The organism is Ahrensia sp. 13_GOM-1096m (assembly GCF_000620605.1).
In the GTDB taxonomy this organism is placed as follows: domain Bacteria; phylum Pseudomonadota; class Alphaproteobacteria; order Rhizobiales; family Rhizobiaceae; genus Ahrensia; species Ahrensia kielensis.
Map to the genome: position 1 here is coordinate 92,147 of NZ_KK211156.1, position 20,771 is coordinate 112,917.

The 20,771-nt window shown below is 48.6% G+C and carries 20 protein-coding genes and 1 other RNA gene; 11 read left to right on the plus strand and 10 right to left on the minus strand.

What is annotated here, in order from left to right; translation table 11 throughout:
* Positions 1-52: 52 nt before the first annotated feature.
* Positions 53-625 (minus strand): SCO family protein, encoded by a 573-nt coding sequence (locus tag N530_RS0114220; protein WP_018688407.1) that lies wholly within the window; start codon positions 623-625, stop codon positions 53-55.
* An 84-nt stretch (positions 626-709) separates the two neighbouring features.
* On the minus strand, positions 710-844 hold the full coding sequence (locus N530_RS19420) for a hypothetical protein (RefSeq protein WP_256374329.1): 135 nt from the start codon (positions 842-844) through the stop codon (positions 710-712).
* A 150-nt stretch (positions 845-994) separates the two neighbouring features.
* On the opposite strand from N530_RS19420, the gene N530_RS0114230 reads away from it, so the two are divergent.
* Positions 995-1,480: a CreA family protein gene (locus N530_RS0114230; protein ID WP_018688405.1), complete on the plus strand. Its 486-nt coding sequence runs from the start codon at positions 995-997 to the stop codon at positions 1,478-1,480.
* A gap of 4 nt (positions 1,481-1,484) precedes the next feature.
* On the opposite strand, the gene N530_RS0114235 is transcribed toward N530_RS0114230, so the two are convergent.
* Positions 1,485-3,962: an ATP-dependent helicase gene (locus N530_RS0114235; protein WP_026481234.1), complete on the minus strand. Its 2,478-nt coding sequence runs from the start codon at positions 3,960-3,962 to the stop codon at positions 1,485-1,487.
* A gap of 105 nt (positions 3,963-4,067) precedes the next feature.
* On the opposite strand from N530_RS0114235, the gene N530_RS0114240 reads away from it, so the two are divergent.
* Positions 4,068-4,313, plus strand: coding sequence for a hypothetical protein (locus N530_RS0114240; protein ID WP_155852012.1), 246 nt, complete (start codon positions 4,068-4,070; stop codon positions 4,311-4,313).
* 12 nt (positions 4,314-4,325) lie between these two features.
* Here N530_RS0114240 and N530_RS0114245 read toward each other — a convergent pair whose 3' ends face one another.
* On the minus strand, positions 4,326-5,960 hold the full coding sequence (locus tag N530_RS0114245) for a chloride channel protein (RefSeq protein ID WP_035267249.1): 1,635 nt from the start codon (positions 5,958-5,960) through the stop codon (positions 4,326-4,328).
* Positions 5,957-6,463 carry a thioesterase family protein gene (locus N530_RS0114250; protein WP_026481237.1) on the minus strand — a complete coding sequence of 169 codons (507 nt, stop codon included), beginning with the start codon at positions 6,461-6,463 and terminating at the stop codon, positions 5,957-5,959. The genes N530_RS0114245 and N530_RS0114250 overlap by 4 nt, the downstream gene beginning before the upstream one ends.
* 116 nt (positions 6,464-6,579) lie before the next feature.
* Here N530_RS0114250 and N530_RS0114255 point away from each other — a divergent pair, with 116 nt between their 5' ends.
* Positions 6,580-8,016, plus strand: coding sequence for an FAD-binding oxidoreductase (locus tag N530_RS0114255; RefSeq protein ID WP_081773992.1), 1,437 nt, complete (start codon positions 6,580-6,582; stop codon positions 8,014-8,016).
* Positions 8,017-8,089: 73 nt separating this feature from the next.
* Positions 8,090-11,857: an AsmA family protein gene (locus N530_RS0114260; protein ID WP_026481239.1), complete on the plus strand. Its 3,768-nt coding sequence runs from the start codon at positions 8,090-8,092 to the stop codon at positions 11,855-11,857.
* Between the two features lie 12 nt (positions 11,858-11,869).
* On the opposite strand, the gene N530_RS0114265 is transcribed toward N530_RS0114260, so the two are convergent.
* The 3 genes from N530_RS0114265 to ssrA all read right to left on the minus strand — a co-directional run bounded on the left by N530_RS0114265 (position 11,870) and on the right by ssrA (position 13,127).
* Positions 11,870-12,088: a ribbon-helix-helix domain-containing protein gene (locus tag N530_RS0114265; RefSeq protein WP_081773993.1), complete on the minus strand. Its 219-nt coding sequence runs from the start codon at positions 12,086-12,088 to the stop codon at positions 11,870-11,872.
* Complete coding sequence (locus tag N530_RS0114270) at positions 12,088-12,636, minus strand: SspB family protein (protein WP_026481241.1); 549 nt, start codon at positions 12,634-12,636, stop codon at positions 12,088-12,090. The genes N530_RS0114265 and N530_RS0114270 overlap by 1 nt, the downstream gene beginning before the upstream one ends.
* Positions 12,637-12,755: 119 nt before the next feature.
* Positions 12,756-13,127, minus strand: a transfer-messenger RNA (tmRNA) gene (gene ssrA / locus N530_RS18935).
* Between the two features lie 112 nt (positions 13,128-13,239).
* Between ssrA and N530_RS0114275 the strand changes: the two genes are divergently transcribed.
* The 7 genes from N530_RS0114275 (at position 13,240) to N530_RS0114305 (ending at position 19,196) form a co-directional block, all read left to right on the plus strand.
* Positions 13,240-13,548 (plus strand): DUF2853 family protein, encoded by a 309-nt coding sequence (locus N530_RS0114275; RefSeq protein ID WP_018688396.1) that lies wholly within the window; start codon positions 13,240-13,242, stop codon positions 13,546-13,548.
* Between the two features lie 116 nt (positions 13,549-13,664).
* Positions 13,665-14,459, plus strand: coding sequence for a thymidylate synthase (locus tag N530_RS0114280; RefSeq protein WP_026481242.1), 795 nt, complete (start codon positions 13,665-13,667; stop codon positions 14,457-14,459).
* Entirely contained in the window at positions 14,456-15,013 is a 558-nt protein-coding gene (locus N530_RS0114285; RefSeq protein WP_026481243.1) for a dihydrofolate reductase, read from the plus strand. The genes N530_RS0114280 and N530_RS0114285 overlap by 4 nt, the downstream gene beginning before the upstream one ends.
* Before the next feature lie 244 nt (positions 15,014-15,257).
* The gene (hflK, locus tag N530_RS18280) at positions 15,258-16,385 is read left to right on the plus strand and encodes an FtsH protease activity modulator HflK (protein WP_018688393.1); all 1,128 of its coding nucleotides are present in this window, start codon (positions 15,258-15,260) and stop codon (positions 16,383-16,385) included.
* Positions 16,385-17,308 carry a protease modulator HflC gene (gene hflC / locus N530_RS0114295; RefSeq protein ID WP_026481244.1) on the plus strand — a complete coding sequence of 308 codons (924 nt, stop codon included), beginning with the start codon at positions 16,385-16,387 and terminating at the stop codon, positions 17,306-17,308. Before hflK ends, hflC begins: the two co-directional genes overlap by 1 nt.
* A complete protein-coding gene (locus N530_RS0114300; protein ID WP_026481245.1) occupies positions 17,308-17,496 on the plus strand; it encodes a DUF2065 family protein in 189 nt (62 codons plus the stop codon). The genes hflC and N530_RS0114300 overlap by 1 nt, the downstream gene beginning before the upstream one ends.
* A 161-nt stretch (positions 17,497-17,657) precedes the next feature.
* Positions 17,658-19,196, plus strand: coding sequence for a Do family serine endopeptidase (locus N530_RS0114305; protein ID WP_051540988.1), 1,539 nt, complete (start codon positions 17,658-17,660; stop codon positions 19,194-19,196).
* A 35-nt stretch (positions 19,197-19,231) separates the two neighbouring features.
* On the opposite strand, the gene N530_RS0114310 is transcribed toward N530_RS0114305, so the two are convergent.
* Both N530_RS0114310 and serB read right to left on the minus strand, forming a co-directional pair.
* Entirely contained in the window at positions 19,232-19,810 is a 579-nt protein-coding gene (locus tag N530_RS0114310; RefSeq protein ID WP_026481247.1) for a GNAT family N-acetyltransferase, read from the minus strand.
* Entirely contained in the window at positions 19,807-20,694 is an 888-nt protein-coding gene (gene serB, locus N530_RS0114315) for a phosphoserine phosphatase SerB (RefSeq protein ID WP_026481248.1), read from the minus strand. The genes N530_RS0114310 and serB overlap by 4 nt, the downstream gene beginning before the upstream one ends.
* Between the last annotated feature and the right edge of the window lie 77 nt (positions 20,695-20,771).

A 20,771-nucleotide genomic window follows, 5' to 3' on the forward strand; every position in this document is an offset into this window, starting at 1 on the left:
TTTTGTTCGACTAGCTCACTCATATGAGCCAGTCGCTCAAAAATGCAAGCAATTAGCTGCCAGCAAGGTTGCGGAGCTTTTGAATGGCTGTTTCAGAATTTTCGCCCCAAGCAATGGTGGAACGGAAATCTCCATTGGAATCGAGCAAGAAAATGGATGCTGTGTGGTCCATCGTATAGTCGCCATCTTCAAGTTCTTGGCGCTTGTAATATATGCCATAGCCCGATGCCATGGCGCGCACTTTATCAGGATCGCCTGTAATTGCTGTGACGCGATCGGTTACGCTTGAGACATAATTATTCAAAATCTCAACGGTGTCGCGCTCAGGGTCAACCGTGATGAAGAACGCTTCGATGTTTTCGCCATCTTCGCCCAAAGTTTCAAGCCAGCCATTTAACTCATAGAGTGTTGTTGGGCAGATTTCAGGGCAGTGTGTGAAGCCAAAAAACAACGCAGATGGCTGCCCTATAAATGCTTCCTGTGTAATTTTTTCGCCTTGGCCATCAACAAGTTCAAACGGTACGCCGTAAGCTTCAACGCTATTTTGTGTCTGTTGCCATTGATAGAAAACCACGCCTAAAGCCGCGACAAGCGCGACGATGAGAACGGAAAAAAGAATACGCATAAAAGTGCCCAATCATTAAATGTTGGATGTTGTATAGGATGTAAAAAATATAGTGCCTATGCGCAAATTAGCGCAGGTGCGGGCCTAAAGACACCAAGCAAGACCAGATTGAATGAGCGATGCCATCATCTGTTTGCCTGTGCCAAGCCAAGTGGCAAAAGCCAATAACGAAACGACAATGATCAGGCCGCTGGCGGCGATCATTTGCTTTGTCATCATTTGGTTTGCTTGCTTATGGTTCTGCATGCTTCGATCATAACCGCATAATCATTGCAGCGCTAGGTATGTTTTATTGTGTTCCATCACTGATAATCTTTGTTTTGGGAACTATATAGAGTTTAGATCGTTTCTAACGTCATGGAGAACATAATGTTACGTCGTTTCACAGCCGCAATACTTACCCTAGCCATAAGCACATCATCTAGCCTTGCCGAAGAAGTCGGCGAAGTGAGCGTTGATTGGCTTGGCAATGATATTGTTATCGAGGCCGTGAGCGATCCAGACGTTGAAGGTGTGACGTGTCATATTAGTTATTTTGACCGCGGTATTATTGATCGCTTGCAAAAGGGCAATTGGTTTGAAGACCCTTCAAACTCTTCTATTGCGTGCCGTCAAACTGGGCCGATTAAAATCGGCAAGATTGAACTGGACGAAGGTGGGGAAGAGGTTTTCAAGCAGCGCCGCTCGATCATCTGGAAGCAGCTTGTTGTCAAACGCATTTATGACAAGAAAAACGACACACTGATCTATCTGTCACATTCAAGGCAGGTTCAGGAAGGCTCGGCAAAAATGAGCATGTCCACTGTGCCGCTTTATGGTGCTGAGGTGGATTGGGCTGAAGGTAAGCCGGAATAGCGGCTTAAGCCTTCTCTACAAACCCATCTAAAACCTTTTTCTCGCCTGCCTTATCAAAGGTAACGGTCAGCTTGTTGCCGTCAATTTGCGCAACATTGCCGTTGCCAAACTTCATGTGAAAGACGCGGTCGCCAACTTCAAAAGCAGAGGGCTTATCTGCAACGGATTTGGCGACGAGTTCGCCCTCAATCATATTGCCTTTTATTGAGCCACGGCCTGCGCCGCGGCGGCTGTCTGTTTCGCCATAACCGATGCGTTCGACATTGGTGCCAGATCGTGAGCCCCAATTGTTGCGTGTTGCATCTGTTTTATTGGCCTGTGCGCGCCCCCAGCCCGGTGTTGAATAGGTGTTTTCAAATGGCTCGGCTTTATCAAAACGCGATTGGCCATAGCCGCCATTACCGCCGCCATAGCTGGATGGTGGGTCGGCAACATCGACATGCGCAAGTGGCAGTTCATCCAAAAAGCGCGATGGAATTGTGGATTGCCATAGGCCATGAATACGGCGGTTAGAAACAAACCAGATGTGACAATTGATTTTAGCACGGGTCAAGCCAACATAGGCGAGGCGGCGCTCTTCTTCTAAGCCGTTGCGTCCGCCTTCGTCCAATGAACGTTGGTGCGGGAACAGACCTTCTTCAAAGCCCGGCAAAAAGACGGTTTTAAATTCAAGACCTTTTGCAGCGTGTAGCGTCATGATCGAGACTTTGTCATCGTCTGGATTTTGCTCAACATCCATCACCAGCGACACATGTTCGAGGAATGAGCGCAGGCTTTCAAACTCACTCATAGAGGTGATGAGTTCTTTCAAGTTCTCCAAACGGCCCGGTGCTTCCGCACTACGATCAGCCTGCCACATGCCGGTGTAACCACTTTCTTCCAAAATGGTTTCGGCGAGCTCCGTATGTTCGGTATTTTCCAGCGCTTTTGCCCAACGCTCGAAATTAATGACGACTTCGCGCAATGCGGCGCGAGGCTTTGGCTTTAAATCGGTCGATTCAATAAGCTGGGCAGAAGCGGCAAGCATCGGAATGTTTTTGCGCCGTGCATAATCATGGATCAGCCGCACGGAGGCATCGCCAAGGCCGCGCTTTGGTACGTTGATGATACGTTCAAAGGCTAGATCATCGGCCGGTTGGCAAACAACACGGAAAAACGCCATTGCGTCACGGATTTCCAAGCGTTCATAAAAACGTGGGCCGCCAATGACGCGGTAATTGATGCCGCTCTTGATAAAGCGTTCCTCGAACTCGCGCATTTGAAATGATGCGCGCACCAAAATCGCCATTTCGTTGAGATCGTGCTGATCGCTGTGAAGACGCTCAATCACTTCGCCAATAGCGCGAGCCTCTTCTTCAGAGTCCCAAGCAGCGTGAACCTGCACCTTTGGATCATCAATGTCGGGATCATCCGTGAAGAGCGTTTTACCAAGGCGGTCTTCATTATGGCTGATGAGATGGGCCGCAGCCCCAAGAATATGTGCGGTTGAGCGATAATTGCGCTCTAATTTGATCACCGCTGCGCCCGGAAAATCTTTTTCAAAACGCAAAATATTGTCGACTTCTGCGCCGCGCCAGCCATAAATCGACTGATCGTCATCGCCCACACAGCAAATGTTTGTTGGCGTGCCTTTGGGCCGCTGCGACAAAAGCCGTAGCCACATATATTGGGCCACGTTGGTGTCCTGATACTCGTCCACCAATATGTATTTAAACTTGGCGTGGTATTCAGCCAGCACATCGGGGTGATTTTTTAATATGCGGATTGGGTGACACAATAGATCGCCAAAGTCGGCAGCATTAAGCGTGCGCAGACGATCCTGATAGGCTGTGAACAGTTCGCGGCCTTTTCCATTTGCAAAAGCGCGTGCATAGCCTTCGGGAATATCGGCTGGGCCCCAGCCTTTGTTTTTCCAGCTATCCATCAAATGCGCAAAAGTGCGCGCTGGCCAACGCTTATCATCAATGCCTTCGGCTTGGATAAGCTGCTTGATCAGGCGAATCTGGTCGTCCGTATCAAGGATTGTGAAATCTGATTTCAGGCCCACCAGTTCGGCGTGCTTGCGCAAAATCTTCACGCCGATGGAGTGGAATGTGCCAAGCCATGGCATGCCTTCAACAGCGCCGCCAACAAGAACGCCGATGCGTTCTTTCATTTCGCGTGCCGCTTTATTGGTAAAGGTGACGGCAAGGACCTGACTTGGCCATGCCAAACCTTGGCCCAATATATGGGCGATGCGGGTTGTCAGAACGCGGGTTTTGCCGGTTCCTGCACCGGCCAGCACCAAGACAGGGCCTTCAACGGTTTTTACCGCTCGGCTCTGCTCAGGGTTTAAGCCATCAAGATATTGCGGTGTTGCACGGGCTGCCATTGCGCGCGCAGCAATGCCGGACCCGCCTCCATGATTAGGGGCAGGGGCGGCGTTATTTCGAGATGGTGCTGGACCATCATCGAATGGTATGTCATCGAACGGGTTGCTCATTTGTTCGCAATGTAATGATTCGGCGGACAATTGCGAGTTTTTAGTGGAAAATTGGAAGAGATGTTAACGCTTTGGTAGCATGTTTTACATTATCGTTACCGCATTATGACAGTATTTAATAAAATCTTTGTCGGATGCGCTCTAATCTTGGCTGGTATCACAGTTGCAAGTGCGACAACGATGTCCTCTGATGCGAAGATTATTAAATCAGCTTTCACTCAAGCCAGCTCAATTGATTTCATTGTAACGGGCGGATCTAAAACCCCAACACCTAAAGGTGTTTTGCGGCATTTAGATGCGTGTGATGCAGATTGTCAGGCGAAACGCCTCGGTCTTACTTTCGATAAATAAAGTTTGCTTTGCCTAGCGGTGTTCTTCCACGCTGGCATCAATCAAAGCCTTGTTGAAATATCGCAGCGCGTTAACCTGCAAAGCCCAGGCTATAATTTTTGTTTCGTCACGCTCATCAACAACGGGCAAGCGCTGATAACCGCCAGCATCAAATGTGCGCAGCGCAAAATCAATTGAGTTACTTGGTTTTAACACTGGCGTTCCTTTTTCAGGATCAATTCTCTCCGGTTCAAGGCCGGGCTCCACAACATCCATAAAGTCCATTACTTTTTTGGTGCGCATGATCGAGCGGTGCGGCCCTAAATGGTCAAACAGACCACGCATTTCCAATTGCCAATGGAAATATGACAAGCCATGCAGCGCTTGGTTCACACCGTGAGCAATTGCCACACATAATAATAATGCGATGGAGAGGCTGTAGCCGCCTGTCAGTTCAAACACGATCATTGTGGTAGAGATAGGCGCGCCAAGCACGGCGCCTGCCACAGCGCCCATGCCCAAAATTGCGTAAAGTCCGCCGCTCGATGCAAGATCGGGGAAGAGGCTTCCGGCAATTAATCCAAATGCGCCGCCTGTTGCTGCGCCCAGAAATAGAGCAGGGGAGAAAATGCCGCCGCCAAAGCGCGAGGCAAGTGTTATGGCCGTTGCAAATGTTTTTGCGATGATGAGTGTGAACAATAGCCATAGCGGCAATTGATTCCAGAGCATCTTGTCGGTGACTTCATAGCCAACGCCAAGAATATGGGGCAGAAACATTGCCATGATACCCACGACAAGACCGCCAACAATCGGGCGCATCCAAATGGGCATCTTTATGCCGCGCGCGACATATTCAGCTGAAAATAGGGTGAACTGGAACAGCACAGCGACAAGAGCGCAGACAATGCCGAGCAGCGCGAATGCTGGGAACTCCCAATAGGATGTGATCTGATAGATTGGAATGAGAAATGTTGTTACTTCATCAAACCATAGGCGCGACAAAACAGTGCCAACGGTAGAGGCAATTACAATCGGCACGAACGAACGCATGGCATAGTGTTGCAAAATTACTTCGTGGGCAAACAAGACACCGGCGATGGGCGCGTTAAATGAGGCTGATATGGCGCTGGCGACGCCTGCTGCCAGTAATGTTTTAGAACACCATTCAGGTAATTTTTGACGATGTGCAATAAAACTTGCAAGCGTTGCGCCCAAATGAACGATTGGCCCTTCACGGCCTGCGCTGGCACCGGCACCAAGCGAAATTGCACTGACCAGTGCTGACCACAGCCCTTGTGTTAATCCAAGATTTCTGCCTGTTGTTGAGCGTGCTTCAATAACATCTGAAACATTGCCTGCACGGCGCGCATGAAGAAAGCGCAATAATTGCCCAACAATGAGGCCGCCAATTACAGGGGCTAGAAAAAGCCAAATAGTGGATACGTTTTGTGCGGCTGTCAGAATGTCTTCGCTACGGTTTTTGAGCCAAGGCCATTGTACAATGCCGATTAATTCGCGAAAAGCGATCGCGGCCACGCCAACGGCGGCACCAATGAGCAGTGAGAGAATCCAGATATTAAGTGCTCGAGAGCCTTTGAACGTATCAAGGTTAGGTTTAATCCAGCTTACCAAGATTGTCGGTAGTTTTTTTATAATGGCCCAATTCATGACGCTGTATTTTCTTTTGAACGAATGGCGATCGATTGGCCCGCTTTGGCAGGGCGTTGCAACCTTAAATGCTTGTCAGCCATCGTTTTGATATTGCTCAAAATGTCGGCAGGGAAGGGCGCAACCTTCGGCCCGCTCGCATCGATGTGAAGCGTCAAGGTTTCGCATGTTGCTGCGACAGTACCGTCCTCAAATTGAAGCTCTTGCCATGTGTGAATGCGCTTTTGATCATAATTCAAAATTTGGCAGGTTGCTGTGAGTTTGGTGCCCTTGTGCACTTCGCGCAGATAGTCAATTTTGGTTTGGCCAGTATAGGTCGTCATGTTGCGGGTTTTGACATAGTCCTCGGTCACGCCGAATGCATAATGGAAATCATCAAATGCTTTTTCAAACATGACAAGGTAATATGCCATGTTGAGATGCCCGTTATAATCTATCCAGCTGTCTTCAATATCCACTGCCTTAGAGGTAAAGGGCATAGGGCTGTGAAAATCATCGGACATTATGCTTTCAATCGCTTTTTGGTGGTGGACACAAGAGCGTGGTAACGGCACATTACGAAACATAACATAAGCAGCAAGTCAAATTGCTGAAAAATTGAAATTCTTGAATTATTTCAATGAATTTTATTGGTGGAGGAACGTCGTTGGCGCTCAAAGATATTGTCGAAGTTAAACGCAATGACGCGGGTATTTCTACGGCTCTTGGCATTTTAAAACAGGCTTTTGGAGAGGCGTTTCAAACAGGTGAAGCTCTGCGCGCGCAGCATGCGCATACGACCACGTATATACCGGCACAATTGCCCGACGGTGTGTTGTTTGCAAAATCATCTGATGATGTACAAAAAGCTGTAGAAATTTGTGCCGAGCACAAGGTTCCTATCATTCCCTTTGGTACTGGCACGTCGCTTGAAGGTGGGGTCAATGCACCTGCGGGCGGTATTTCCATTGATGTTAGCCAGATGAACAAAATCATCTCGGTTAATGAAAGCGATCTGGACTGCATTATTGAGCCGGGTGTTACGCGCGAGGATTTGAATACATATTTACGTGCATCTGGCCTTTTCTTCCCGATTGATCCGGGTGCCAATGCCAGCCTTGGCGGCATGACAGCAACGCGTGCATCGGGCACTAATGCAGTGCGCTACGGTACGATGAAAGACAATGTTCTGGCGCTCGAAGTGGTGCTGCCAAATGGGCGCAAGATCACAACGGCGCAGCGCGCACGCAAAAGCTCTGCTGGTTATGATCTTACACGGCTGATGGTTGGCTCTGAAGGCACGCTCGGCATTATCACGCAGATCACGCTTAAATTGCAGGGGATACCGCAGGCAATCACCGGCGGCGTGTGTCCTTTCCCAACGCTTGATGCGGCGGTTGAGGCGGTTATTTATACAATTCAAATGGGCCTGCCTGTTGCCCGTATCGAATTGGTCAATGCACTACAAATGCAAGCGATGATTGATTATTCAAAACTTGATTTTGAACCGACGCCTTGTTTGTTCCTAGAGTTTCATGGTTCTGAAACCGGCGTTGCAGAACAAGCTGAGATGTTTAATGAAATCGCTGCTGATCTTGGCGGCGGCCCGTTTAAATGGTCAGCGGTCCAAGAAGAGCGAACCAAACTGTGGAAAGCGCGTCATGATGCTTATTGGGCAGCGCTTGGCTTGCGGCCTGGCGCTAAGGGCATATCCACGGATGTGTGTGTGCCAATCTCGCGGTTAGCGGACTGTATTCGAGATACTGAAGCCGATATCGAAGAGCTTGGCTTGATTGCGCCAATCGTTGGACATGCAGGCGATGGCAACTTTCATGTTTTGCTTCTGATTGATGAAGAAAATCCAGAAGAAATTGCGATGGCAGAAAGTTTTGTTGAACGCTTGAATGGGCGTGCATTGGCAATGGGCGGCACATGCACTGGCGAGCACGGTATTGGGCAGGGTAAAATGAAGTTTCTGGAGATGGAACTTGGCGGCGCTATTGATGTTATGCGTGGTATCAAGCGTTCTATTGATCCGGACAATATTATGAATCCAGGTAAGATTTTTACGCTATGATGCAGAAAGATTTTTCGCTGTCCTTAAATTGTCAATTTGGCAGCGCAGGCTTACGGAAAATCAGGGGTTAGGGTTGCGTTTATTTGTTCTAATCGGCGGTATGATCGTACTGGTGCTGCTTGCAGCGCTGGTCGGGCCGTATTTTGTCGATTGGAGCGGTTATCGTGATCGATTTGAAGCCGAAGCATCACGTATATTGGGCCAAGAAGTACGGGTTGAGGGCAGCGCATCGGCGCGGTTGGTTCCTTTTCCGTCTGTCACTTTTTCCGATGTTCGGGTTGGCCCCAAAAATGCGCCCAATGTAACGGTTGAAAAGTTCTCAATGGATGTTGAGCTTGCGCCTTTCTTGCGCGGTGAAATCCTGATTTTCGATATGAATTTTGTATCGCCTGTTGTTCGCCTTGATTTAGATGAAGACGGCAAACCACAATGGGATTTTCCGCTTGAAGCGCCTGTTGACCCTGCTCAAATCATTCTGGAGCAGGCCAGCTTTAGCGATGGCACAATTGTGGTGCGTGATCAAAAGACCGCACGGCAATGGGATTTTGTTTCACTGAACGGCACGGCAGCGGCGCAAAGCCTGTTCGGGCCTTGGCGGGTTGAAAGCAAAGGTTTTGTGCGCGGTGAAGCTTTTGAGGCGCGTATTTCTACGGGCAATCTTAATCGTGAAGGATTTTCGGCGCGCATTCAGGCGATGTTGCCAGAAAGCAAGTTTGAACTGGTGAGTGAAGGGCGCATTGCGGCCCCTACAACGGAGCGCGAAAGCTGGTATTCTGGCACTTTTTCCATCAAGCCAACTGCTAAATTAACGCAGAACTATCTGATTGAAGGTCTGTTTGAAGCCGATGCGCGCTCTTTGAAAATCGAACAATTTCGCGGTGATTTCGGTGCGCTCGATGATCCTTATACGATCAATGGAACAGCCGAGATTGATGGCGGTGAAATCCCGTCATTCAACTTTCAGGCCAAGGGCAATCAGGTAAGCTTTAATGACGCGGCTGACGGGGAAGGCGCGCCTGTTTCTTTATCGAACCGATTTGCAGAGATTCAAAGCGTTCTTGCCGCGCTGCCTATACCGTCTATGGCGGGCACAATTGATCTTGATTTACCAACGATAGTTGCGGGCAGCACGACTATTCGAGATTTGACGTTGCGGGTTGAACCGAAATCAGATGCTGCTGGCAGTGTTTGGGATATCAAACGCCTTGAGGCGAAGCTTCCTGGCCGGACGGTTCTTGAAGGAAGCGGTACGTTGGTGCTGGGCGAAGGTGAGACTGCGGCGGCGGGCACATCCTTTAAAGGTGATTTGGTTATGGCCTCGCGCCAGCCCTCCGGTCTTGCTGCATGGCTTACCGATGACATAGACGAAACAATTCGCATGATGCCCAATGCAGGATTTTCGGCGCAGGTTGAGCTAAACGCAGAGCAGCAAATATTTAGCGAACTTGAACTTGTGCTTGGTGCTGCACAGCTAACAGGACGTATTGAGCGCAAGGAAAGCGCATCATCCATGCCGTATATCTCTGTTGATCTTGCGGGTGACAATGCACGCTATGAAACATTGGATGCACTCTCACGTGTCTTGTTTGGCGCGGGCAGTGGGGCATCAATATCCGGCCATGATATCGACGCGACATTTGATCTGACAAACCCACATATCAAAGATTTAGAAATGGGTGCGTTAGAAGCGGCATTGCGGGTGCGCGGTGAACGCGTTGAAGTGGATAAGCTCTCCATACGCGACATTTTTGGTGCTGCAGTTTCAGCCACTGGCACGCTTTCTGCGTTAGAAGATCAAGTTGGTTATAATACGAATTTTGATGTGAGTTTAATTGCAGCGCAAGGAGCGCCCTTTATGCGCGGGCTTGCGCGTATTTTTCCAAATGTCGCTTTCTTGGACACATTGCAGAGCGTTGCTGTGCGTGATGCTGCAGCTTTGCAAGATACAAGTTTGAATGTTGTTGGTACGGCTCTTCTGCCTGCCGACGATAATGGGGAAGTGTCAGCAAGTGTTTCGGGGCAAATCGGAGGCTCTGATATTTCTCTGACGACCACGATTACTGGCGCATTACTCAATCCGGAAAAGGCAGGTATTTCCCTTAGTGGTACGGTGTCTAACCCTGAGGCTTCGATTTTATTATCGCAAGCCGGCTTTGACGTCTTGCCTTTGCGCTTACTGGGTGAGGGGCAAGTCAAGCTGAATGCTTTGGGCAATCTGGTCGAGGGGTTAAGTACAAGGTTTAGCCTTCAAACACCGGATAGTTTTGGCAGCGCTGAAGGTGTTTTGAAGCAAAATGTTTCAGGACTTGATTATGTTGGCGCAGCGCGTGTTCAGAGCGGAGATGCCGAACCGTGGATGGATGTGCTTGGCTATGTTTTTCCTGCAACTGGGCTTGGAACGCCATTAGCAGGTGAAGCGCGTATCACGCTGCAAGATGGCAAGTTGGCGCTGTCTGATTTATCGGGCCAAGTTGCGGACAATAGTTTTGCAGGCAATTTAACCATTGCAAATGAGCGCTCGAAACGCCTGTTTGAAGGCACGCTGAAGCTGACACAACTTGATCTGGGTTTCTTGGCTGAAATATTGACGGGCCGTTATGATCTATCAGACGGGGCCAGCCTGTTTAGCAGCCCGCTTTATACGGACAACGCGCTTGATGTGCGTGTGTCAGCTGAAAAGCTCACAGCGATGGAAAACAGTGCAACTGCCGCGCAATTGCGATTAATATACCGTGATAACGCATTGTCTTTGCGCGAAATTCAGGCCGCGCTCTTTGGCGGAAATGTTACGGGTTCGCTTGACGCACAAAATGATAATGGCGCGGTTTTATTCAATAGTAATATACGTCTTCAAAATGTTGATTTGACGCATTTTGCAACAGCGCCATTATCCGATGTTGAAGCCAATGGCGCTGTAACGCTTTCGTTGACGGGGGCTGGCAATAGCACAAAAGCGGTTGTTAATTCACTGGCAGGTTCAGGTGTTGTTGCAACGGATAATCTAATATTGTCGGGGCTTAACGGCGAGGCGTTGCCGTCTGTTTTGGGTGCAGCTGATGAAATTGGCTACCAGATCACGGACGCGCAAATCACCAATATTGCAGCGATGTTTATACCGTCAGGCAGCGTGTCATTGCCGCCACTCGAATTGCCTGTGTCCGTCAATAATGGCCGTTTGAGCATTGACAATATTGCCGTGCAACTTGACCAGTTTGTTCTTAACGGCGCGTTGTCTTTGGCACTTGGAGAACAAACAATGTCAGGTGAGGCGCGTGTTACTTATGATGTTGGCGATGACATTATTGCGGGTTCACAGCCAGAAGTTGTCGTGTCGATGAACCAAGCCAATGGACAAGAACCGATCACCGTTGAACGTGATTATGCGTTGCTAACGTCTTTCATTCGTCAACGCGCATTGGAGCGAGAGCAAGCACGGGTGGAAGCCCTGCAGGCACGGTTGTTGGAGAAGCAGCGCCTTCGCCGACAGGTCCGCTATCTGAAATATCTTCAACGAGAAAACTTCGTGCGCAGCGAAGAGGAGCGACTGCGTGAAATCGCTGCAAAACGCTTAGCAATTATCATTGAGAGGCGCAGACAGGAGCAGCGGGTTTTAGAAGCGCAGCAAATTTTGGATGAGCAAAAGCTGCTTGAAGAAGCCGAGCGCCAACGCTTTGAGGCCGAGCGCAAACAAGCCGAAGAACAAAAACGTGCAGAAGACGCAGCGCGCAGGGCGAATGAAGAAAAGCCGGAAACGCTAGACGATGGGCTGACCGAAAATCCTTTCGGGCCACGCCGCAACGATTCAAACCTGTTCCAAGATTTAGAATTTGATTCTAATTGAGATGTGCGCAGTTTAAAGACGGCCGTTCTTGGCGGCGTCTAAAACATAAAGTCTAAGAGATGATGATAGATTGCTGTCGCGCGGGCGATCATTATCTATTTTAGTCACGAGCGCTGCGATAGACAAATCGTCCTGTTCGGCTAAGCGACACAAATCATCAAAGAAAATGTCTTCAAGCGAAAAGCTGGTGCGGTGCCCAGAAATTGAGATGGATCGCTTGCGCGCCAGCATTATTTCTTTTTGCGGAACGAATCGAGTGAAACAACATCAGCAGAATTGTCGCCGCCTTCATCTGATGATGGGGCATCTTCGGTAGTTGTTTCTTTGTCGTCCGCTTCACCATCAGATGCAGCGTCCTGTAGGACGGGCTGCGGTGTGCCAATGGCAGTAACGCTTGCATCACCGTCTTCTTCATCTTCTGCCTGCTCGACATCAAATTCGAGTTCAAAGTTGACAGACGGGTCGTAAAAGCCGCGGACAGCTGAATAGGGAATATAGAGTTTTTCAGGAATGTCAGAGAATGAAAGACCTATACCAAAGCCTGTTTCATTGACCTCAAGCTCCCAATATTGGTGCTGAACAACAATTGTCATCTGCTCAGGATATTGTTCTTTGATTCGGTTTGACACTTTGACGCCTTGAGCGCCGGTCAAAAACGTAATGAAAAAATGATGGTTGCCTGGAAGGCCAGTCTTGTCGACCTCAGACAGCACTTTGCGAATAACGCCGCGCAGGGCATTTTGTACGAGAATGTCATAGCGCAGAATGTCTTCTGTCATCTTTCGGGTGCTTTCCACTTCATTATTACAATTGCAGATGTGCGCCGAACGAGGGTTGAGGTCAAGAGGCAGGCACACTGCTGATTACAATAAATGTATGGAAATGGGTAGAAAATGAAAGTGCAGGCTTCTGTTGCCAGGTGCCTGCGAACCCCGCCTAACAGTGCGAACCGTTAGGAGTTAGTGTGAAGCTGTCGCACCGCAATTAAGCAGCGAGACGTGCTTCCGCGTAGTTGTCGTTTGCAACTATACAAATGACCCGATAACGGCGGTATCATGCCGAGTAAAAGTACGCTCTTTACGCCCTCGTCGATCCTATTTCGCCCCCATCATCAAAAGTTCCCGTGCACAATGTCACTTAAGAACTGTTGGTGGTGGAGGCGCCGGGTACCGCCCCCGGGTCCGAATGGTTTATTACAACGCCAATTTATCACCATAGCTGGCAAGCCAGCAGTGCTTATATAGATGTTATGTTTATGAAATTAAAGCCCCAAGTTTAGCCCGGCGCTTGACTTTACGTAGCTGTTAAAGAACATTCCCACGGAAGTTAGATTTATACCGGACTATTTAGTCCAACACTGGTCCATTCAAGAGGGGAAATCTATGAGTGACTATCTAGGTGACGTGCAGCGTTATGATTCGGGCGCAAATGAAGATGTTGTAAGCAAAATTGTAAAGCATTTGGGAATTGCGCTTCGCAGCCGCGATGCTTCTTTGGTTTCATGCAGTGATAAAAGCGAACTTGATCGTGTTATTGAAAAATGGTGCGGTAAAAAACTTGGTATGGATGCAGCTGCAGGCAGCGAAATTGTTTCTAAAGTCTGTGAAGAAATGTCCGGTGACCGCAATAAGGCGCGTGTGACATTCTATTACCTTGTTGCCAAACATGCAGGTAAACTCGGCGATCTTTAATGGTTGTTGATTTTGAATAGATGAAGCCTCCGCTTGCGGGGGCTTTTTTGTGCGTATCTTTGCCTGGAAAAAGTCAATTGTGGATTTTTGGTGAGAAATGGTAGAAAGCTTGATCCATGCAACAATATCTCGATCTTATGTCTCATGTAATGGAAAACGGCACCGATAAGGGTGATCGTACCGGCACAGGCACGCGTTCCGTTTTTGGCCATCAGATGCGTTTTGATTTGCGTGAAGGCTTTCCGGTTGTCACAACCAAAAAGCTTCATTTGCGCTCGATCATCATCGAACTTTTATGGTTCTTGCGCGGCGACACGAATATTGGCTGGCTGCAAGATAATGGTGTGTCCATTTGGAATGAATGGGCCGATGAAAATGGTGATCTTGGGCCTGTCTACGGCTATCAATGGCGGTCATGGCCTGCGCCGGATGGCACGAGCGTTGACCAAATTGAAAAGCTTGTTGATGGGATTAAGAATAATCCCAATTCACGCCGCCATATTGTGAGCGCTTGGAATCCAGCTTTGGTTGATGAGATGGCATTGCCGCCTTGCCATTGCCTGTTTCAGTTTTATGTCGCTGACGGCAGGCTTTCGTGCCAGCTTTATCAGCGTTCGGCGGATATTTTCCTTGGTGTACCATTCAACATAGCGTCCTATGCGCTTCTTACTCATATGATTGCGCAAGTCTGCGATCTTGAGGTTGGTGATTTTGTTCACACGCTTGGGGATGCGCATTTATATTCAAACCATTTTGACCAGGTCAAAACCCAACTTGCACGCGCGCCAATGGCTTTGCCGCAGTTGAAGATTAATCCCGATGTGAAAACGCTTTTGGATTTCAAGTTCGAGGATTTTGAAATTGTGGGTTATGAATCGCATCCGCATATAAAAGCGCCGGTGGCGGTATGAAAAACATAGAACCTCATATCGAAATAGTTGTTGCTGTTTCTCAAAATGGTGTGATTGGCCGCGAGGGTGATATGCCTTGGCGTCTGTCGGCTGATCTGAAGCGCTTTAAGTCGCTGACAATTGGCAAGCCGGTAATAATGGGGCGCAAGACGTTTGAAAGCATTGGCAAGGCTTTGCCGAACCGGTTGAATATCGTCATTACGCGTGATGCTGATTGGCACGCTGATGATGTGATGCGGGTTGGTTCAATTGGTGCGGCTGTGGATTTGGCGCTGGCGCATCTTGAAAGTGCTGAACCTGATCCTGATGATCTGGAAGCGCCACTGCCTGATGAAATATGTATTATTGGCGGTGGGCAAATCTATGCGCAGGCTATTAATATGGCGCATACGCTTTATGTGACGCATGTTTTGGCCGAAATTGATGGCGATACACATTTTCCAGAAATTGATGAGAATTTATGGTTGGAAGTGTCCAGCGAAGATGTGCCTAAAAGTGACAAGGACAGCGTTGAGACGCGATTTGTCATTTATGAACGTAAATCTGCCGAATAGTTTGTTTTAAACAAGTTTCACCATGTGGATAGCTTGTACGTAATCTGCCGCACAGCCTAAAACATCATGCAAAAATTCTGGTTTTTGCTCATAAGTGAGACGTTTTGTAGCATTACGTGAAGTTTGCTTGTTAAAGGCAACGAAAATCGCGCCTTATGCGTTGAAACTGGTTAAGCTGCCACCTAGTATACACATAACGGCTCTGCACATGCGGAGCTCTATTTATTCGTTTGAGAGGATTTTGATGCCCTGGAGCAATCAGAACGGTAATGGCGGCGGAGGCCCTTGGGGCGGCGGCGACAAAAATAATGGTAGTAACGGCGATAATGGCGGCCCTTGGGGCAATGGTCCAAAACGCCCGAGCAATGGCGGTGGCAATCAACCGCCTGACCTTGAGGATATCATTCGGCAGGGACAGGATCGCTTAAGAAAAGCTATCCCTGGCGGTGGTGGCCGTGGAACGAATGGTGCCTTCATTGTATTGCTGATTTTAGGCGCACTTGTGCTTTATGCTATGCAAGCTTTCTATCAGGTTGATACTGATGAACGCGCTGTGGAGCTGCTTTTCGGAAAGCCAAAACAAGAGCTTTCACAGCCAGGTCTTCATTTCCACTTCTGGCCGATTGAGACTGTTGAAAAAGTCAAAATCGTTGAGAAACAAGTTGCTATTGGTGCTGGTACAAGCCGCTCTGGTTCAACAGGCTTGATGCTTTCAGGCGATCAGAACATCGTGGATGTTCAGTTTGCGGTTCTGTATTCAGTGATTAACCCGCAAGATTATCTGTTTAATGTTTCTCGCCCTGATGATGTTGTGCGTCAAGTGTCTGAAAGCGCGATGCGTGAAATCGTTGGCCGCCGTCCGGCACAGGACGTGTTCCGCGATAACCGTGCTGCGATTGCTGAAGATGTTCGTACATCGATGCAGACAACGCTGGATAGTTACGGCGCTGGTATTCAAGTGAATACAGTTTCCATTGAGGATGCTGCACCGCCGCGCGAAGTTGCCGATGCATTTGAAGAAGTGCAGCGTGCCGAGCAGGACGAAGACCGTTTCCGCGAAGAAGCAAACCAGTATTCGAACCAGAAACTGGGTGCTGCACGTGGTGAAGCTGCGCAGATACGTGAAGAAGCCTCTGGTTATGCAACGCGTGTTGTTCAAGAAGCTCAAGGTGAGGCAGCCCGCTTTATCTCGATCTATGAGCAATATAAGTTGGCACCGGAAGTAACACGCAAACGTCTCTTCTTGGAGACAATGGAAGGCGTGCTGCGTGATTCAAATAAGATCATCATGGATAAAAATGGCAACGGTGTCGTGCCGTATTTGCCATTGCCTGAGGTTCAGAACCGCCGCACAGACGGAGGAAACAACTAATGAACAGCAATAAATTACCAATAATAGGCGCTGTGCTTATTGCGATTCTTCTCGCAATTTATGCGTCCGTTTTCGTCGTCAATGAACGCCAGCAAGCGGTTGTATTGCGCTTTGGTGAAATTCAGCGGGTTCACACAGAGCCAGGTCTTTATTTCAAAGCACCTTTAGCTTTTGCTGGCTTTGATACTGTTCAGCTTATTGATGACCGTCTTCTTCGCCTTGATTTAGAAGATACACCGCCGGTTCAGGTTTCTGGTGGCCGTTTTTATGAAGTTAATGCGTTTTTGACTTATAAAATTACGGATGCTCGCCGGTTCAGAGAAGTTGTTTCTGGTGATCTTGCGTCAGCTGAAGCGCGTTTGAAAACACGTTTTGATGCGGCACTTCGCCGTGTTTATGGTTTGCGTGGTTTTGAAGCGGCATTGTCAGAAGAACGTACACAGATGATGACGGAAGTGCGCAACTTGCTCACATCCGATGCAACATCATTGGGGCTTGATATTAAGGATGTGCGTATCGTGCGCACCGATTTGACATCTGAAGTTTCACAGCAAACCTATGACCGTATGAAAGCTGAGCGTTTGGCTGAAGCGGAACTTCTGCGTGCACGTGGCCGTGAAAATGCGCAGGCAATTCGCGCGATTGCGGATCGTCAAGTTGTCGAGACTGTTTCTGAAGCACAGCGTGAATCAGAAATATTACGAGGCGAGGGCGATGCAGAACGTAACCGCGTTTTTGCTGAAGCCTTTAACCGTGACCCAGAGTTCTTTGAATTCTATCGCTCAATGGCAGCTTACACAGCGGCATTGCAGCAATCAGGAACGACACTTGTGCTATCACCTGATTCTGAATTCTTCCGCTATTTTGAAAATGCAGATGGTAAAAAGCCTGCAGCTTCTAACCCGGTGTCTAACAACAATTGATGCTTAGCGCTTTGATTACCGCCGTAGGACTTGTTCTCGTTATTGAGGGCCTGTTCTACGGCGTTTTTCCATCAGCCGCCAAAAAACTGGCTGAATTACTCGAAACCACACCGCGCGATGTTATTCAAACAACGGGTATTGCGATGGCATTTGTCGGTGTCGTTATTGTATGGCTTGCACGTGGGTAATCGAAGGTTCGTTTCATGAACTTTTTAGAAACTACATATACGTGTTTTTCACTTTGTCGTTATCTACCCTTTGCACGAACGAAGTTCGGCCTTATTTCTTTTAAACAATAGTATTTGAACAGGGCATCGGCCAGCAGGCCAAAGCTTCTATGGAGGACTATATGAAAATTTCTGAGCTTGGTGCGCAGCTGCGCAGTGGTATGGCGCGCACCACCATTGCTGCTTTATCGGTTGCAACAATTGCGGGAACTGTGCCTACATTTGTGCCGCAGGCATCGCTGGTGACGCCAGCATATGCGCAATCTGGACCCGTTTCATTGGCAGATCTTTCAGAAAGCCTGATTGATTCTGTGGTGAATATCTCAACGTCGCAAACGGTTGAAGCTTCGTCTGGCGACCGCAATGTTCCACGGCCTAAATTGCCGGATGGATCACCGTTTCAGGAATTTTTTGACGAGTTTTTTGAAAACCAACCAGGCAGCGGCTCATCTGGTCCGCGTAAAGTCCAGTCTTTGGGATCAGGTTTTGTGCTTGATGCAGAAGAAGGCATTGTCATCACCAACAATCATGTGATTGCAGACGCCGATGAGGTGGTTGTGAACTTTAATGATGGTTCACGTGTTGATGCAGAAATTATTGGCCGCGACCCGAAAACGGATATTGCGGTGCTTAAAGTTGATCCCAAAGCGCATCCTTTAAAGGCTGTGAAATTTGGTGATTCAGATGTAATGCGTGTTGGTGATTGGGTTCTTGCTATTGGTAACCCGTTCGGCCTTGGCGGCACTGTGACGACCGGTATCGTTTCTGCGATTGGCCGCGATATTCAGTCCGGTCCTTATGATAATTTCATTCAAACCGATGCTGCGATTAACCGTGGTAACTCCGGTGGTCCTTTGTTCAATATGTCGGGCGAAGTTATCGGCATTAACACGGCGATTATTTCACCATCAGGCGGCTCAATTGGTATTGGTTTTTCCATTCCATCAGAGCTTGCGACAAATGTTGTTGCGCAATTGCGTGAGTTTGGCGAGACCCGCCGTGGTTGGCTCGGTGTTCGTATCCAACCAGTAACAGACGATATTGCTGAAAGCCTTGCGATGGATGAAGCAAAAGGCGCGCTGGTTGCGGGTGTTATCGAAGGTGGCCCTGTTGATGACGGATCAATCTTGCCCGGTGATGTGATCGTTACTTTTGACGGAAAAGAGATCGACGAAATGCGGGACTTGCCGCGTATTGTCGCTGAATCTCCCGTTGGTAAAGCTGTTGATGTTGAGGTTATCCGCAAGGGCAAAAAAGAAACATTGCAGGTAACGCTTGGCCGTCTTGAAGATGGTGAAAAGCTGGCTTCAGCGGAAGATGGCGATTCTGATGGCGAAAATGCATTGGAAGAGTCATCTGTCGAATTATTCGGCATGACGCTTAATACGCTTAATGATGCGACGCGCGAGACTTTTGGCATTGGCGACGATGTGGTTGACGGTGTTGTTATTACAAAAGTAGCAGAAGGTTCTGCTGCTGCTCGCAAGGGGGTGAGCGCTGGTCAAGTGATTATGGAAATTGCGCAAGAAGCGGTCAAAGAACCGGAAGATATTGTCGATGCAATTGATAATCTGAGAGACGAAGATCGCAAGAATGCACTTCTGATGATTGCCGATAAAGACGGTAACTTACGTTTTGTGACAATCCGCATTGATGGCTAAACTGGCCGAATTGTATATGAATGAAAGCGGCGGGTTTAACCCGCCGTTTTTTGTTTGAGCCATTCATCGCGTGTAATGGCATAAGTGTTGTGGCGGCGAAGTTCTGCGCGCTCATCTGGAATGCTGGGGTGGTCAAATTCGCGGGCCTCATCCAAGCGCATACCGATGCGTTCCATAACCGCAAAAGACTTTGCATTGCCTTGCACCGCAAAGGCCATAATTTCGTTTACGCCAATCACTTCAAAACCATATTTGAGAAAAGCGTTTGCCGCTTCGGTTGCATAGCCTTGATGCCAAAATTCGGGCAAGAAACGCCAGCCGATCTCGGTGCCGGGCCCATTTGGAAAGTCATCACGAACAGCTGCAATGCCCGCCATGCCGATGACTTGGCCTGTTTCTTTTAAGGCCACCGCCGTCCAACCATAACCATTTTCTGTAATCAAATTGGCAATGACGCCCATCATTTGATCGGATTCTTCGCGGCTGCGGCGATGCGGGAAAAACGCCATGACTTGCGGATCATTACTCAGCCGGAAAAAGGCATCGCCGTCTTTGGTTTTATCCCAATGGCGCAAAATAAGGCGCTCTGTTGTGACCTTGTCACCTGGTTTCATCGGTCGAACTCGTTTGAATGATAACCTTGGATATAAAGAAGCGCCGTTAGATCGCTATGGTCAATGCGAATATCGGCTGCCGCGGCAACAGCAGGTTTTGCGTGGAGCGCAACACCTGTTCCAGCCAGATTGAGCATCCCCAAATCATTGGCACCGTCACCAACAGCAATGGCATCGTTTGGTGTTAGGCCTAAACGGTTTGCAATATCATTGAGTGCATCCACTTTGGCTTGTTTGCCAAGAATAGGCTCGCCAACTTTTCCTGTTAATTTGCCATTAGCGTGTAGTAATGTGTTGGCACGGTTTTCCTGAAAGCCAATCATTTGCGCTATGCGGCTTGTAAATTCTGTGAACCCGCCGGAGACCAGTGCGCAGTAAGCGCCATTTTTGCGCATAGTGCGAACAAGTTCTACGCCGCCGGGCATGAGTTCAATTCGGGTCGCAATTACTGTGTCTATCACGCTGACCGATAAATCCTTCAGCAGTGCGACACGTTCTTTAAGGGCTGCATCAAATTCGATTTCGCCGTTCATGGCGCGGGCCGTAATGCCCGATACTTGTTCTTTCAGACCCGCTTCTGCGGCAAGCTCATCAATGCACTCTTGGCGGATCATGGTTGAGTCCATATCAGCGATGAGAATTTTCTTTGCCCGGTGGCTATCCATAGGCTGGATAACAATATCAATGGGGGCTTGGCCGATGATGTCTAAAATCGTCTGCCTTATTTGTGAGCCTTCAGCATTTGGGCAAAATAAATCGAGGGCTTCACCATCTTTCAGCCAGTCGATCTTTTCGCAATTGAGTGCAGCCGAACATCGCAGTGCGATCTCTTGGGTGATCAATGCGCTCGACTGAGGGGCGATGAGTGTTGCGAAGAATGACATTATCAATTGCCTTTATGCTTGCGGGTAGGCTGGTCCTATGCCAACTCAATTAGCATCGCAATAGTAGCAGCATCGGG

Excerpts from the sequence above, each read along its gene's own strand:
- N530_RS0114220 (WP_018688407.1), bottom strand. The coding sequence starts at position 625 with ATGCGTATTCTTTTTTCCGTTCTCATCGTCGCGCTTGTCGCGGCTTTA.
- N530_RS19420 (WP_256374329.1), bottom strand. The coding sequence starts at position 844 with ATGATGACAAAGCAAATGATCGCCGCCAGCGGCCTGATCATTGTCGTT.
- N530_RS0114230 (WP_018688405.1), top strand. The coding sequence starts at position 995 with ATGTTACGTCGTTTCACAGCCGCAATACTTACCCTAGCCATAAGCACA.
- N530_RS0114235 (WP_026481234.1), bottom strand. The coding sequence starts at position 3,962 with ATGAGCAACCCGTTCGATGACATACCATTCGATGATGGTCCAGCACCA.
- N530_RS0114240 (WP_155852012.1), top strand. The coding sequence starts at position 4,068 with ATGACAGTATTTAATAAAATCTTTGTCGGATGCGCTCTAATCTTGGCT.
- N530_RS0114245 (WP_035267249.1), bottom strand. The coding sequence starts at position 5,960 with ATGAATTGGGCCATTATAAAAAAACTACCGACAATCTTGGTAAGCTGG.
- N530_RS0114250 (WP_026481237.1), bottom strand. The coding sequence starts at position 6,463 with ATGTCCGATGATTTTCACAGCCCTATGCCCTTTACCTCTAAGGCAGTG.
- N530_RS0114255 (WP_081773992.1), top strand. The coding sequence starts at position 6,580 with ATGAATTTTATTGGTGGAGGAACGTCGTTGGCGCTCAAAGATATTGTC.
- N530_RS0114265 (WP_081773993.1), bottom strand. The coding sequence starts at position 12,088 with ATGCTGGCGCGCAAGCGATCCATCTCAATTTCTGGGCACCGCACCAGC.
- N530_RS0114270 (WP_026481241.1), bottom strand. The coding sequence starts at position 12,636 with ATGACAGAAGACATTCTGCGCTATGACATTCTCGTACAAAATGCCCTG.
- N530_RS0114275 (WP_018688396.1), top strand. The coding sequence starts at position 13,240 with ATGAGTGACTATCTAGGTGACGTGCAGCGTTATGATTCGGGCGCAAAT.
- N530_RS0114280 (WP_026481242.1), top strand. The coding sequence starts at position 13,665 with ATGCAACAATATCTCGATCTTATGTCTCATGTAATGGAAAACGGCACC.
- N530_RS0114285 (WP_026481243.1), top strand. The coding sequence starts at position 14,456 with ATGAAAAACATAGAACCTCATATCGAAATAGTTGTTGCTGTTTCTCAA.
- hflK (WP_018688393.1), top strand. The coding sequence starts at position 15,258 with ATGCCCTGGAGCAATCAGAACGGTAATGGCGGCGGAGGCCCTTGGGGC.
- hflC (WP_026481244.1), top strand. The coding sequence starts at position 16,385 with ATGAACAGCAATAAATTACCAATAATAGGCGCTGTGCTTATTGCGATT.
- N530_RS0114300 (WP_026481245.1), top strand. The coding sequence starts at position 17,308 with ATGCTTAGCGCTTTGATTACCGCCGTAGGACTTGTTCTCGTTATTGAG.
- N530_RS0114305 (WP_051540988.1), top strand. The coding sequence starts at position 17,658 with ATGAAAATTTCTGAGCTTGGTGCGCAGCTGCGCAGTGGTATGGCGCGC.
- N530_RS0114310 (WP_026481247.1), bottom strand. The coding sequence starts at position 19,810 with ATGAAACCAGGTGACAAGGTCACAACAGAGCGCCTTATTTTGCGCCAT.
- serB (WP_026481248.1), bottom strand. The coding sequence starts at position 20,694 with ATGTCATTCTTCGCAACACTCATCGCCCCTCAGTCGAGCGCATTGATC.